General features: G+C 68.4%; 11 protein-coding genes. 3 read left to right on the top strand and 8 right to left on the bottom strand.

Translation table 11 applies throughout. The features are described from left to right. The 8 genes from HPA02_RS09570 to doeA all read right to left on the bottom strand — a co-directional run. Positions 1 to 652 (bottom strand): haloacid dehalogenase type II (locus HPA02_RS09570; RefSeq protein ID WP_146802959.1); only part of this gene is annotated, 652 nt, incomplete at its 3' end. A 107-nt stretch (positions 653 to 759) separates the two neighbouring features. Continuing rightward, positions 760 to 1,716, bottom strand: a complete 957-nt coding sequence (locus tag HPA02_RS09565) for a cyclodeaminase (RefSeq protein WP_146802958.1) — start codon at positions 1,714 to 1,716, stop codon at positions 760 to 762. 185 nt (positions 1,717 to 1,901) lie between these two features. Then, positions 1,902 to 2,918 (bottom strand): hydroxyectoine utilization dehydratase EutB, encoded by a 1,017-nt coding sequence (gene eutB, locus HPA02_RS09560; RefSeq protein ID WP_146802957.1) that lies wholly within the window; start codon positions 2,916 to 2,918, stop codon positions 1,902 to 1,904. Between the two features lie 101 nt (positions 2,919 to 3,019). After that, positions 3,020 to 4,429: an aspartate aminotransferase family protein gene (locus HPA02_RS09555; protein ID WP_146802956.1), complete on the bottom strand. Its 1,410-nt coding sequence runs from the start codon at positions 4,427 to 4,429 to the stop codon at positions 3,020 to 3,022. Positions 4,430 to 4,501: 72 nt separating this feature from the next. Continuing rightward, positions 4,502 to 5,971, bottom strand: a complete 1,470-nt coding sequence (locus HPA02_RS09550) for an NAD-dependent succinate-semialdehyde dehydrogenase (RefSeq protein ID WP_146802955.1) — start codon at positions 5,969 to 5,971, stop codon at positions 4,502 to 4,504. A gap of 191 nt (positions 5,972 to 6,162) precedes the next feature. Further along, a complete protein-coding gene (locus tag HPA02_RS09545; protein ID WP_146802954.1) occupies positions 6,163 to 6,633 on the bottom strand; it encodes an Lrp/AsnC family transcriptional regulator in 471 nt (156 codons plus the stop codon). Between the two features lie 191 nt (positions 6,634 to 6,824). Further along, a complete protein-coding gene (gene doeB, locus HPA02_RS09540; protein WP_146802953.1) occupies positions 6,825 to 7,841 on the bottom strand; it encodes a N(2)-acetyl-L-2,4-diaminobutanoate deacetylase DoeB in 1,017 nt (338 codons plus the stop codon). A gap of 46 nt (positions 7,842 to 7,887) precedes the next feature. Beyond that, positions 7,888 to 9,087 (bottom strand): ectoine hydrolase DoeA, encoded by a 1,200-nt coding sequence (gene doeA / locus HPA02_RS09535; protein WP_146802952.1) that lies wholly within the window; start codon positions 9,085 to 9,087, stop codon positions 7,888 to 7,890. Positions 9,088 to 9,293: 206 nt separating this feature from the next. On the opposite strand from doeA, the gene ehuR reads away from it, so the two are divergent. From ehuR to HPA02_RS09520, 3 genes are all read left to right on the top strand, one after another. Continuing rightward, positions 9,294 to 10,700, top strand: a complete 1,407-nt coding sequence (ehuR, locus tag HPA02_RS09530; RefSeq protein WP_146802951.1) for a MocR-like ectoine utilization transcription factor EhuR — start codon at positions 9,294 to 9,296, stop codon at positions 10,698 to 10,700. Between the two features lie 75 nt (positions 10,701 to 10,775). Further along, a complete protein-coding gene (locus HPA02_RS09525; RefSeq protein ID WP_146802950.1) occupies positions 10,776 to 12,413 on the top strand; it encodes a methyl-accepting chemotaxis protein in 1,638 nt (545 codons plus the stop codon). Positions 12,414 to 12,481: 68 nt separating this feature from the next. Further along, positions 12,482 to 13,417: a 2-hydroxyacid dehydrogenase gene (locus tag HPA02_RS09520; RefSeq protein WP_146802949.1), complete on the top strand. Its 936-nt coding sequence runs from the start codon at positions 12,482 to 12,484 to the stop codon at positions 13,415 to 13,417. Positions 13,418 to 13,469: the final 52 nt, after the last annotated feature.

Raw genomic sequence — 13,469 nt, 5'->3', positions numbered from 1 at the left:
CTAGGCTCTCCAGGTCGGTGACCGTCAGGTCCGGTTCGCCTCCCCAGGGATCGAAGGGGGCCTCCGCCAGGCGCCGTACCCAGACCGCATGCAGGCCGGCATGGCGGGCGCCGATCACGTCGAAGGGGTTGCTGGAGACCAGCCAGGTGGCCTCCGCCGGGGCCTCCAGGCGGTAACGCAGGTGGGCGTAGACGGCGGGGTCGGGCTTGAAGCGCTTGATCTCGTCGACGCTGACGATGTCGTCGAAGGCCTCGGCGAGCCCGGCCTGGGCCAGCAGCGCCGCCACCGTCTCGCGAGCGCCATTGGAGAAGGCCACGCAGACGATGCCCGCCTCACGCAGCCGCGTCAGGGCGGCGGCCGCCTCGGGGTAGGCGGGCAGGCGACCGTAATGGGTCATCAGGCGATCCAGCTGCAGCTCGCTGAGGGGGCCGCCGAAGGCACGGTCGGTGAATTCCAGGGCCTCCCGGGTGCACTGGGCGAAGTCCACGTAGGCGCCCATCAGGCCGCGGCGAAAGCTGTACTCCAGCTGCTTGTCCCGCCAGCGCTGGGAGAAGGCCTGGGCGCGCTCGCCAAGCAGGCCCTCCAGCTCGGCGACCACCCCATGGGGATCGATCAGGGTGCCATAGACATCGAAGGCGATAACCCGACGCATAGGACTCGACTCCAGGACAATCAGGGTGTCATCCAGCATGGGACAGCCCCGCGCTCCGCTCAAGGGGCGCGGGTCACGCCCTATCAACCGAGCCGGGAGCGGGAGCCTTAGTCGCCGACCCGGGCCAGGCGTTCGAGGGCGAAGTTGGCGATGGCGGTATCCTGCACCCCGGTGCCGGTGAGATCGCAGACGGTGATATCCCGAGGCGAGTTGCGCAATTGCCAGCCCTCGGCGATCACCCGCCCCAGTTCATAGACGCTAGATGGCGGCTCGCCCCTGGCCGCCAGGGCCTGGAGCTCGCCATTGGTCTCGCTCTGGGCCCGGGTATCACAGACGAAGGCGCCAGCCAGGTGCAACACCGACTCGTCCAGCTCCCGCTTGCCGGGGCTGTCCGAGCCCATGGCGGTGATATGCACCCCCTCGGGGAGCTCGCCGGCATGCAGGATGGGACGGCGCGACGGCGTGGTGGTGATCACGATATCCGCCGACGCGCAGGCCGCGGCCACGCTGTCGTGGGCGCGGGCCTCGAGCCCCTGGTCTTCGAGGCGCCGAGCGTAGGCCTGGGCCGCCTCGTGGCGCCGCGCCCAGACGTCGACTCGCTCGACCTCCCGCACCAGGCGCAACGCCTGGACCTGTAACTCGGCCTGCTCGCCGGCCCCCAGTACCGCCACCCGCCGGCTATCGGGGCGCGACAGGTACTTGGCGGCGATGGCCCCGGCCAGGGCGGTGCGCACCGCGGTCAGGTAGCCCTCGTCGAAGAGCACCGCCTCCACCAGGCCGGTCCGGGCGGAGAACACCAGCATCAGGCCATTGAGGCTGGGCAGGCCCAGTTTGGGGTTATCGAAGAAGCCGGGGCTGACCTTGATGGCGAAGCGCGGCGCACCACGGATATGGGCGGTCTTGACGTCCACCTCGCCGTTGGCCTCCTCGATGGCCATGGAGAGGATCGGCGGCTGCACCACCTCGCCGCGTCCCAGGGCGGCGAAGCCCGCCTCCACCGCCGCCAGGGCCTCGAGGTCCAGGCCCACGGCCTGACGAATCGCATCACGATAGAAAAGCTGCATCACACTCCTCCTCTGCCAAACACAAAGCCGTCGCCAGAGTGACCAGCCGGCCGAGGGCCGCCACCAGGATAAGCGGCGCCGAGGGCGAGCAAGAGCAAAGCGTCATTATCAGGGACGAGAATGTCGAGCGCCCAGGGATGGGTTTACCGCGTCTTTGCGATGCTAGTCCTCGGAAAAGCCGCGGCTCAATGGCAACTAGTGCCCACCGAATTGGCCAGGGCCCGGGCGCGATCGAGGGTCTCGAGCGACACCCCATTGCCGGAGAGGATCAGCGCCACCTTCTGGCCGCGGATCTCCAGCCCATGGGCCTCAATGGCCGCCAGGCCTACCGCCGCGGCGCCCTCCACCAGCAGCTTCTCCTCTTCCAGCAGCCGGACCATGGCTGCGGCGATGGCCGCCTCCGAGACCTGATAATGGTCGTCCATGACCCGCCGCACCAGGGCGAAGGTACAGCGGTTGTCCAGGCCGATGCCGCCACCCAGGGAGTCCGCCAGGCTCGTCACCTCTTCCACCGCGACGGGATGGCCGGCCCGCAGGCTCTCCCACATGGCCGCCCCCGCCGAGAGGCTGACCCCGGTAATCCGGGTGGCGGGGCGAATCGCCTTGATGGCGGCGCCGATGCCGCCCAGCAGCCCGCCCCCGGAGAGCCCCACGATCACCCGATCGAGCGCCGGCTGGTCTTCCATCAGTTCCAGGCCGATGGTCGCCTGGCCGGCGACGATCCGCGGGTCGTCGAAGGGCGGAATCAGGGTCATGCCCTCCTCCGCCACCAGCCGCGCCACCTCCTCGAAGGCCGCGTCCTGGCTGGCGCCGCAGCGCCGCGCCTCGGCCCCCAGGTCGCGAATGGCGGCGACCTTGTTGTCGGGCACCAGGCTCGAGAGGCAGATCACCGCCGGAATCCCCAGCTCGGCGGCGGCATAGGCCACCGCCCGCCCATGGTTGCCGGTGGAGGCGGTGGTCACGCCCCGGGCCAGGGCCTCCCGGCCATGGCGCTCGATCAGGGCACCGAGCATATTGGTGGCGCCGCGCAGCTTGAAGGCGCCGGTGGGCTGGCAGGTCTCCAGCTTGAGATAGACCTCGGCGTCGAAGCGCCGCGACAGCGCCCGGGAGCGAATCAGCGGCGTGCGCACCACCCGGCCCGCCAAACGTCGGCGGGCGGCATAGATCATCGCCAGGCTCACTTCCGCATCGCACTCACGCATCGGCGGCTAGTCTCCTTCGCTTCACTAAGGAACAGGGTAGATCGCGCGGCATAAAAAAGGCGCCGGGGGGAGCTCCCCCGACGCCTGTCTGCTTGCCCGGCTTAGCTGGCCTTGAGTTCGCCGCTGCGGGTCAGCTCGTCGGCCACCTTGTCCACGGCGCGCTTGGCGCGGGCCACCACCTCGTCCACCTCGGCGCGGCTGATGGTCAGCGGCGGCGCGAAGCCGAGGATGTCCCCCTGGGGCATGGCCCGGGCGATCAGGTTCTCGTCCATGGCCGCGGCGGCGATCCGCGGGCCGATCTTGAGGGCCGGGTCGAAGTGCTCGCGCTTGGCCGGGTTGGCGGAGAACTCCAGGGCCGCCAGCAGGCCCACGCCGCGCACGTTGCCGACGATGGGATGGTCGCCGAAGGCGGCCTGCATCTGGCGCTGCAGGTAGGCCCCGGTCTCGGCGGCGTTCTGGGTCAGGCCCTCCCGCTCGATGATCGCCAGGTTGGCGAGGCCCGCGGCGCAGCCCAAGGCGTGGCCGGAGTAGGTCCAGCCGTGGCCGATGGGGCCGAACTCGCCGGTGCCCTGCTCCAGTACCCGCCAGACGCGGTCGCCGACGATCACCCCGGAGAGTGGCTGGTAGGCGCTGGTCAGGCCCTTGGCCACGGTGATCAGGTCCGGCTTGATACCGTAGTGGTGGCTGCCGAAGTCGGTGCCGATGCGCCCGAAGCCGCACACCACCTCATCGGCGATCAGCAGCACGTCGTACTTGGTCAGCACCGCCTGGATCGCTTTCCAGTAGCCCTCCGGCGGCGGCACGATGCCGCCGGTGCCCAGCACCGGCTCACCGATAAAGGCGGCCACGGTCTCGGGCCCCTCGGCGAGGATCATCTCCTCGAGCTTCTGGGCGCAGTAGACGGAGAATTCCCGCTCGGTCATGCCCTGCTGCTCGGCGGCCCGGTGATAGTAGTAGGGCGCCTCGGTGTGGCGAATGGTCTCGATGGGCAGGTCGAAGTGATCGTGGAAGGCCTTGAGCCCGGTCAGCGAGCCGGAGGCGATGCCCGAGCCGTGGTAGCCGCGCATCCGCGAGATCACCTTCTTCTTCTGCGGGCGACCCAGGACGTTGTTGTAGTAACGCACGATCTTCAGCTGGGTCTCGTTGGCGTCAGAGCCGGACATGCCGTAGTAGACCTTAGACATGCCGGGGCCGGCCAGCTCGAGGATCTTCTCGGAGAGCTCGATCTGCGGCTCGTTCGAGTGCCCCACATAGGTGTGGTAGTAGGAGAGCTTCATGGCCTGCTCGTAGATGGCTTCCGCCACCTCGCTGCGGCCATAGCCGATGTTCACGCAGTAGAGCCCGGCGAAGCCGTCGATAAACTCGCGGCCGTCCTTGTCGACAATGGTGATGCCCTGACCGCCGGTGATCACCCGGCCCGGCGCATCGCCATGGGCGAAGTCGCGCAGGTGGGTGGAGGCGTGGAAGGTGACCTTGCGGTCGCGGTCGATCAGTTGCTGATGCAGGCTCATGGCTGTTCTCTCTTGGCTAGGCTCCCCGGCGTCCCGCCGGGGAGAATGTTCATCGAATTCAGAAAAAAGGACTTAGCTACCAGAAACGGAGCCCAGGGCACCCAGGCAGTAATACTTGGTCTCCAGGTATTCGTCGATCCCGGTATTGCCGCCCTCGCGGCCCAGCCCGGACTGCTTGACGCCGCCGAAGGGCACGGGGGGGCCGGTCATCTTCACCGAGTTGACGCTGACCATGCCGTACTCCAGGGCCCGCAGCAGCTTCCAGATGCGGCGAATGTCATGGGTGTAGACATAGGCCGCCAGACCATACTCGGTGTCGTTGGCCAGCTCGATCACCTCGTCGTCATCGCCATAGGCGGTGACGCCGGCCACCGGGGCGAAGTTCTCCTCGCGCCACACCTTCATCTTCGGCGTCACCCCGGTGAGCAGGGTGGGCACGAAGAAGTTGGGGCCCGGGGCCTGCGACTGGTCGCCGGCCACCAGGGTGGCGCCCTGGGAGAGGGCGTCGTCGACGATGGCCGAGGCCTTGTCCACCGCCTGGCCATGGATCAGCGGGCCCAGGTCCACCTCCGGCTCCAGGCCGTTGCCCAGGGTCAGGGCCGCCATGCGGCTGGCGAAGTGGGCGACGAAGTCGTCATGGATCGACTCGTGAACCAGGATGCGGTTGGCCGCCAGGCAGTCCTGCCCCGCGGTCTGGAACTTGGCCGCCACGGCGGCGAAGGCCGCCTCCCTGGGGTCCATGTCCGGGCCGACGATAAAGGGCGCGTTGCCGCCCAGCTCCAGGGAGACCCGCTTGACGGTAGGAGCGCTCTGTTCCAGCAACAGGCGGCCGACCCGGGTGGAGCCGGTGAACGACAGCGCCTTGACCCGCGCCTCGGCACACAGGATCTCCGACACCTCGGCGGGCTCGCCCAGCACCACGTTGAAGATGCCGGCGGGAATGCCGGCGCGCTCGGCGAGCTCGGCCAGGGCCAGCGCCGAGAAGGGCGTCTCGCCGGCGGGCTTGACGATCACCGGGCAGCCGGCGGCCAGGGCCGCGGCGGCCTTGCGGGTGATCATCGCCAGCGGGAAGTTCCAGGGCGTGATCAGGGCGGCGATCCCCACCGGCTCCTTGAGGGTGCCTAGGGCGGCATTGGGAATATGGCTGGGAATGGTCTCGCCATAGGTGCGCTTGCCCTCCTCGGCGAACCAGCGCACGAAGCTGGCGCCATACTCCACCTCGCCGCGGGCGTCGGGCAGCGGCTTGCCCTGCTCCCGGGTCATGATGATGGCCAGGTCCTCGCGGTTGGCCTGAATCAGGTCGTACCAGGCCAACAGGCGCTCGCAGCGCTCGTCGGCGCGCAGCGCCCGCCAGTGCACGAAGGCGGCCTCGGCGGCGTCCACGGCGCCGCGGATCTGCTCGGCTTCCAGCCAGGGAATATGCCCCAGGGTCTCGCCGGTGGCGGGATCCACCACGGCCTCCTCGCGGCCGCCATCGCCATGGGTCCACTTGCCGTTCACGTAGGCATGCTGGCGCAGTAGGCGCGGATCGTTGAGTTTCATGGGTCACCTCCCCTGACGACGTGGCGGCGGGCCGCCACGGTGGTCGAATCACGTCGACGGCATCAAGCCGTCCATGTGCTCAGGGTAAGGGCTAAGGGCGGGGGAGACTTTTCGATAGGGCCGCGGGACCATGCGGTTTTTTTTGTCTCCCGGCGGGCCACAGAAAGTTTTTCTGGCCCCGCCGACGGGGGCTATTGGGGCGCCAGGTCCAGGGGCGGCGGCGCCTGCTTGACCTGCTTGGTGACGATATAGGTGAAGTAGCGCTCGATGCCCACCTCGGAGGTGAGCCAGCCGTCGATCAGCCGCTGGTAGGCGTCGATGGAATCCGCCTCTACCTTGAGCAGGTAGTCGACGCCGCCGCCCACCGCCACGCACTCGGTGACCTCGGGGGTGTCGCGCACCACCTTCTCGAAGCGCTGGAAGCTCTCGGCGTTATGGGCCTTGAGCTCCACCTGGACCCAGACCGGGGTGCGCTTGACCAGCACCCGGGCGTTGATCCGCGCCCCATAGCCCTCGATGATGCCGGCCTTCTCGAGGCGCTTGACCCGCTCCCAGCAGGGGCTGACCGAGAGGTTGATGCACTCGGCCAGGCGCGACTTGGTGATGCGGCCATCCCTGGCCAGGATCTCGAGGATCTTCAGATCGTAACGGTCAAGCTTCATTGGGCTCCTCAGTAGCAGCGGGCCAGGTCACTCGTCACAGGCGGCGGGAAGCGGGGCTAACCTGGGGGCAGGTCACGCGAAGACGCTGTGAACCCATCCATGGGCGCTCGACTTTTTCATCCCTGAAAAAGACGCTTCGCTTTGCCCTGCCCCCAGCGCCCCTTTTCCGCTCATGGGCAGAGTTCTTTTCGTCAGGCCTCGAGTCGGTCGACGACCTCGGCGATCACCGCGATGGTGTCCCCCATATTGACCCGTGCGGGGAAACGACGTGCCACCAGCATACCATCGCGGCCGGCATGGTATTCCACGGGGGTGGCGCCGGTGCGGGTCAGGTCATAGACCCGGGCGATCAACTGGCCCTTGGCGACCCGCTCGCCCAGCGCCACGGTGAGCTCCAGCAGGCCGCTGTGCTCGCTCTGCACATAGCAGCTGGCATCGGGCATATCCACATAGACCTGGGGCTCGGCGGGAGGCGTCACCTCGCCCTCCATCAGCCCGAAATGGATCAGGAAGTTCTCGATGCCGCGCTCGGTGATGGCCAGGCGCTCCGGGGTGGTGGTGCCGCCGCCCCCCAGCTCGGTGGCCACGAACACCTTGCCCTGACTCTCCACCGCGGTATCGAAGAGCTTGGTGGCATCGAGCTCGAACATCAGCATGGCGGTGGGCGCGCCGAAGGCGATGGCGCCCTCCAGGGCGCGGCGCTGCAACGCCTTGTCCTCCAGGTGGTGGGAGGCGGCGAAGGGCACGATATCCAGGGTGCTACCGCCGGAGTGGAGGTCGAGCACCACGTCGGCCAGGGGCACCAGCTCGCGGGTGAAGTAGTCGGCGATCTGCTCGGTGACGCTGCCGTCCGGGTCGCCGGGGAAGCTGCGGTTGAGGTTGCCGCCATCCAGCGGCGAGGTGCGCTTGCCGGCCTGCGCCGCCGGGGCGTTCATGGTGGGCACGATGATCACCCGGCCCCGGATATCCTCGGCCTCGAGCTCGCTGGCCAGCTTCAGCAGGGCGGTGATGCCCTCGTACTCATCGCCGTGGTTGCCCCCGGTGAGCAGGGCGGTGGGGCCCTCGCCGTTCTTGATCACGGCGACGGGAATCATCACCGCCCCCCAGGCCGACTCGTCGTTGGAGATCGGCAGCTTCAGGTAACCGTGCTGGACGCCGTCCACGGCGAAGTCCACGGTGGCGGAGATGGGGCTGGGACGCTTGGTCATGGTCTAGGACTCCTTGTTCTCTTCAAGCGCGGGGCGAATCTAGCGCCTAGCGGACGAATAGCTGGCGCGGGAAGTTAGCCAGGGTCTCGCAACCGGTCTCGGTGATCAGGATGCTCTCGGTGATCTCCAAGCCCCAGTCGTCCTCCCAGAGCCCCGGCATGAAATGGAAGGTCATGCCGGGCTCGAGGATGGTCTCGTCGGAGGGGCGCAGGCTCATGGTGCGCTCGCCCCAGTCCGGCGGATAGCTGATGCCGATGGGATAGCCGCAGCGGGCACCACCGCGGTCGAAGCCGTACTTGTCCATGGCCGCGCCCAGGGCCATGGCGATATCCGCGGTGCGATTGCCGGGCTTGGCCACCGCCAGGCCGTTCTCGATGCCCTCCAGCAGCGCCGACTCGGCGCGAATGAACTCCTGGGGCGGCTTGCCCAGGAAGACGGTGCGCGACATGGGGGCGTGGTAGCGCTTGTAGACGCCGGCGATCTCGAAGAAGGTGCCCTCACCGCGGCGGAAGGGGGTATCGTCCCAGGTCAGGTGGGGGGCCGCCGCGTCCTTGCCGGTGGGCAGCATGGGGACGATGGCGGGGTAGTCGCCGCCGAAGACCCGCCCTTCCGGGTCGGTCCAACCCTCGATGCCGACCCGATAGATCTCCGAGACCAGCTTGCTCTTGGGCAGCCCCGGCTCGATCACCTCGAGGATCCGCGTATGCATGCCCTCGACGATCTTCGCCGCCACCCGCATGTACTCCACCTCGCGGGACGACTTGATGGCCCGGCACCAGTTGACCAGGGAGTTGGCATCCATGAAACGGGCATGGGGCAGCTCCCGCAGCAGGCTCTGGTAAGCCTTGGCGGAGAAGTAGTAGTTGTCCATCTCCATGCCGATCACCCCTTGATGCCAGCCGCGGTCGGGGATAATCGACTGGGCCAGGTAATCCATGGGGTGCATGTCCGGATTCTGCACGTAGTAATCCGGGTAGTAGGTGATGTTGTCCGGGTCCATCCAGCAGGTACGCAGGGCGCCGTTGGCATCCATGCGTCGGCCATACCAGACCGGCTCGCCCTCCAGGCCCAGCAGCACGCACTGGTGCACATAGAAGGACCAGCCGTCGTAGCCGGTCAGCCAGGCCATATTGGAGGGATCGCTGATCAGCAGCATATCGATCCCCCGATTGGCCATCTCGGTACGCACCTTCCACAGGCGGTTGGCGTACTCCTCACGGGTAAAAGGCAGTGAAACCTCGATCATGGCGTCGTGAAATCCATCTAAGATCGCCGAAACCGGCCGGCCCTCCGTTTGTGGCCGCCGAGCCGCAGGGGTGGCTGCTTGTCGCAAACCGGCGGTTATAATTGTCATGAGTTTTCATAACATTTTGCATGACAATTGCCGGTCAATCACCTTAGGGTGGATACTAGCATTGGCGCTAAGCTTCCCGTCAAAGGCTTTATTGGATCATGACAATTGACCTGACTCCCTACCTCAGCAACGAGGGCCCCAAGTACCTGGATATCGCCCAGGCCCTGGCCGAGGCGATCCGTCAGGGCGAGCTGCCCCCAGGCACCCGGCTGCCGCCCCATCGTCAACTGGCCGAGGCCCTGGGCGTCAGCGTGCAGACGGTCTCCCGGGCCTATGCCCAGGCCGAGAAGATGAGCCTGGTCCAGGCCCGGGTAGGCAGCGGTACCTGGGTCAATGCCCTGGACGACGCCCGGGAGTCGGAATACCTGCGCAGCCCCGAGCCGCGCTTGGAGAACCCGCTGATCGACCTCTCCATCGCCCACCCGGTCTGCCCTCCCCTCCATCATCGGCGCTTTCGCGAGGCCTTGATGGAGCTGGCCGAGCGTGCCCATCCCGATGTGCTGGGCGCCAATCGCCCCATCGCCGGCCTGCCCCATCAGCGCGAGCGGGCCAATGACTGGTTACTGGGACGCCTCAAGGTGCCCGGCGGCGTCGAGGAGCGCATCCTCTGCAACGGCGCCGCCCATGGCCTGATGCTGGCCATCGCCACCGTGGTCCAGCACGGTGACCTGGTGCTGACCGAGGCCCTCACCGACCATGGTCTGATCGCCCTCTCCCGTACCCTGGGCTTCCAGCTCCGCGGCGTCGCCATCGATGCGGAGGGCGTGGTGCCGGAGGCCCTGGAGGCCGCCTGCCGACGCTTTCGCCCCCGGGCGGTCTGCCTGACCCCCACCCAGCTCAACCCTACCGGTGCGACCATGAGCGAGGCACGTCGCGATGCCGTGGCGGAGGTGCTGGCACGCCACCAGGTATGGCTGATCGAGGACGACGTCCATGCCCTGCTCGAGCCCCCCGGCCTGACGCCGCTGTGCGCCCGCCTTCCCCGCCAGGGCTTTCATGTCACCAGCCTGACCAAGGTGACCCTGCCGGGGCTGCGCGCCGGCTACCTCAGCGTGCCCCGCCAGCAGGTGCATCACACCCTGCCGCGGCTACGCGCCACCAGTTGGATGGCCACGCCGCTGATCTTCGAGCTGGCCGACCTGTGGCTGGCCGACGGCACCCTGGAGACCCTGGCCCTGGAGCAACGCGAGATGCTCGCCGAGCGCCAGCGCCTGGCCGCCGAGATCTTCGCCGGCCACCCCTTCCAGTCGCGCCCCAGCAGCCTGCATCTGTGGCTCTCCCTGCCCCAGGCCTGGCGCGCCGAGGAGCTGCAGCAACAGGCCGAGCAGGAGGGACTCTCCCTGACCACGGCGGTGCCCTTTATGGTGGAGCAGACCCCGCCGCCGCGGCGGGTGCGCCTGAGCCTGGGCGCGGAGCAGGATATCGACCGACTGCGCGATGGCCTGACCCGACTCGCGACCCTGCTGGAGGACACCCCGCCTCCCATGATGCAGATCGTTTATTAAGCATTGGCGTTAAAGTTCTGCTTATTCCCGGCCGATAGGGTGGGCACAGGCTGTTATTCCACAGGATGCTTATAAATGCTTCAGCGATTGACTATCGGCGCGCGCCTCGCCCTGGCGTTTTCCCTTCTGGCCCTGCTGCTCCTCGCCATCTCGACCATCGGCTTCCGCGGGCTACAGCAGGTGAAATCGACCGCCGTGGAGACCCTGGAAATCGACGCCGCGATCGCCCTCGACGCCTCCCGGGTGCAGCTGCTCGCCCTACAGTTGCGGCGCTACGAGAAGGACGCCTTTATCAACTTCGCCGAGGCCGAGCGTCACGCTTCCTATCGCGACAGATGGCAGGACGCCCGCGAACGGCTCGCCGCGACCCTGAGCACGGCACGCGAGCAGGCCCCATCCGATGAGCTCCAAGCGCTCTATCTCGAGGCCGAAGCGGCCCTCGAGGAATATGCCACCGGCTTCCTGGCGATCTATCGACGCCTGAGCGACGGCGAGTTCGCCACCACGGCGGCGGTCAACCAAGCCTTCGACGAGCACAAGGACGCGGTCTATCACCTCAGCGACACGGCCGGCGCCATCGGCGAGCGGGCCGAGGCCCATATGGCCACCGCCAGGCAGGCCATCGACGTCAGCCATGCCACCGCCCTGCGCTGGCTGCTGAGCGTCGCCGCCCTGGCCCTGGGCGCGGCCGCCCTGCTGTCGCTGCTGATCACCCGCAGCATCGTCACGCCCCTCGGCCAGGCGCTGGCGATCACCGAGCGCGTCGCCGAGGGCGACCTCGACCAGACGATCCAAGTGCATGGCCGCGACGAGACCGCCCGGCTGCTCAACGCGCTCCAGCACATGACCCGCTCGCTCTCCTCCCTGGTGGCCTCGATTCGCCAGGCCGGGGAGTCGGTGCACGGTAACGCCGACGAGATCGCCCATGGCAGCCACGCCCTGGCCGCCCGCACCGAACAGCAAGCCAGCGCCCTGCAGCAGAGCGCCGCCAGCATGGAAGAGATCACCAGCTCGGTGGCCCAGAACGCCGATAGCACTCGCGAGGCCGACGACCTGGCGGAAGAGGCCACGGTACGCACCCGGGTCAGCAACGAGACGGTGAGCCGCAGCGTGACCCAGATTCAGGAGGTGGTCGCCGATGCGGCGCGGATGGACAGCATCATCGAGACCATCGACACCATCGCCTTCCAGACCAATATCCTCGCCCTCAACGCCTCCGTGGAGGCCGCCCAGGCCGGCGACAAGGGTCGCGGCTTCGCCGTGGTCGCCTCCGAGGTCCGCGCCCTGGCCAGCCGCAGCGCCGACGCCGCCGGCGAGATCCGCAAGCTGCTCGACACCACGCGACGCCAACTCGAGGCCTGCGCCGATCAGGTTCTGCAGAGCGGTCAGAGCATGAGCGACACTACCACCAGCATCGAGCGGCTCGGCGCGGTGGTGACGCGCATCGGCGCGGCTACCCGAGAACAGGCCGATGGGCTGACCCAGATCGGCACCGCGGTGGCGGAGCTCGATTCGACCACCCAGCAGAATGCCGGCATGGTGCAGTCGACCAGCCAGGCGGCGATCACCCTCAAGCGCCAGGCCGAGGCGCTGACCGCCATGGTGGCCCGCTTCCGCGTCGCCGAGGCGCCGGCCGGCGCGCCCGCCATCGCCGCGCCCGCCACCATCGCGGCGTCGACCCGGCGACCGGAGGCCAGTGCCGAACCGGCCTGAGGCCGGGCTTTACCCGCCCCGGGCCAGGCCCCATCATAAAGGCCATCATTCGGGTACGAGGAGAACCGATGCGAGTCCTGGTCCATAGCGACGACGCCGAGCAGTGGCGCCAGGCCCTGGCCCGGCGCCTGTCCGGAGCAGAGGTAGTGACCAGCGCCGCCCCCGAGGCCGAGCGCCGCGATGCCGACTACCTGGTGGCCTGGAAGCCCGACGCGGGCCTGCTGCGCGAACAGGCCCGCCTCAAGGGCATCATCAACCTGGGGGCCGGGGTGGATGCGCTGCTCAACAACCCCGGCCTGCCCTCGGGGGTGCCCATCGTCAAGCTGCGCGATGCCGGCATGGCGGGCCCCATCGCCGACTACGTGCGCTATGGCGTGCTGCACTTCCAGCGCGACTTCGACCGCTACGGCCGCCAGCAGGCCCGTGCCGAGTGGCACGAGCACGCCATGGTGGACAAGGCCGACTGGCCGGTGGGGGTGCTTGGGCTGGGGGCCATCGGCGCCAAGGTGGCCGCGACCCTCGCCGCCGACGGCTTCCCGGTGCATGGCTGGAGCCGTACGCCCAAGTCGCTGGAGGGCATCGCTTGCCACCACGGCGAGGCGGGGCTCGAGGCCCTGCTGGGCCAGGTGATGAGCCTGGTGCTGCTGCTGCCGGATACCCCGGCCACCCAGCGTCTGATCGATGCCCGGGCCCTGGCGTGCCTGCCGGCGGGAGCCAGCCTGATCAATCCCGGCCGCGGCAGCCTGATCGACGAGGCGGCGCTGCTCGACGCCCTGGGTCCCGGCGACGCCGAGGGGCGGCTGCGCGGCGCCCTGCTCGATGCCTTCCCGAAGGAGCCGCTGCCCGCGGATAGCCCGTTCTGGACGCATCCGCGGGTCTGGGTGACCCCGCATATGGCCGGCCCCACCCCCCTGGGCGCGGCCCTGGACCAGGTCGTCGAGAGCCTCGAGGCCTTCGAGGCGGGAAAGCCACAGGCGACGATCGACCCCGACGCCGGCTATTGATATCCCTTTTGCCCCTGGGCCCCTTCTGATCTCGAGGCCCGGGGCTAACCTG

The sequence above is a fragment of the Bisbaumannia pacifica genome (assembly GCF_007989625.1).
GTDB classification, from domain to species: domain Bacteria; phylum Pseudomonadota; class Gammaproteobacteria; order Pseudomonadales; family Halomonadaceae; genus Bisbaumannia; species Bisbaumannia pacifica.
Note: the sequence above shows the minus strand (reverse complement) of the source record. Positions and strands in the feature narration are given on the sequence as shown.

Coding starts and splice junctions, on each gene's coding strand:
- HPA02_RS09565 (WP_146802958.1), bottom strand. CDS start 1,716: ATGCAGCTTTTCTATCGTGATGCGATTCGTCAGGCCGTGGGCCTGGAC.
- eutB (WP_146802957.1), bottom strand. CDS start 2,918: ATGCGTGAGTGCGATGCGGAAGTGAGCCTGGCGATGATCTATGCCGCC.
- HPA02_RS09555 (WP_146802956.1), bottom strand. CDS start 4,429: ATGAGCCTGCATCAGCAACTGATCGACCGCGACCGCAAGGTCACCTTC.
- HPA02_RS09550 (WP_146802955.1), bottom strand. CDS start 5,971: ATGAAACTCAACGATCCGCGCCTACTGCGCCAGCATGCCTACGTGAAC.
- HPA02_RS09545 (WP_146802954.1), bottom strand. CDS start 6,633: ATGAAGCTTGACCGTTACGATCTGAAGATCCTCGAGATCCTGGCCAGG.
- doeB (WP_146802953.1), bottom strand. CDS start 7,841: ATGACCAAGCGTCCCAGCCCCATCTCCGCCACCGTGGACTTCGCCGTG.
- doeA (WP_146802952.1), bottom strand. CDS start 9,087: ATGATCGAGGTTTCACTGCCTTTTACCCGTGAGGAGTACGCCAACCGC.
- ehuR (WP_146802951.1), top strand. CDS start 9,294: ATGACAATTGACCTGACTCCCTACCTCAGCAACGAGGGCCCCAAGTAC.
- HPA02_RS09525 (WP_146802950.1), top strand. CDS start 10,776: ATGCTTCAGCGATTGACTATCGGCGCGCGCCTCGCCCTGGCGTTTTCC.
- HPA02_RS09520 (WP_146802949.1), top strand. CDS start 12,482: ATGCGAGTCCTGGTCCATAGCGACGACGCCGAGCAGTGGCGCCAGGCC.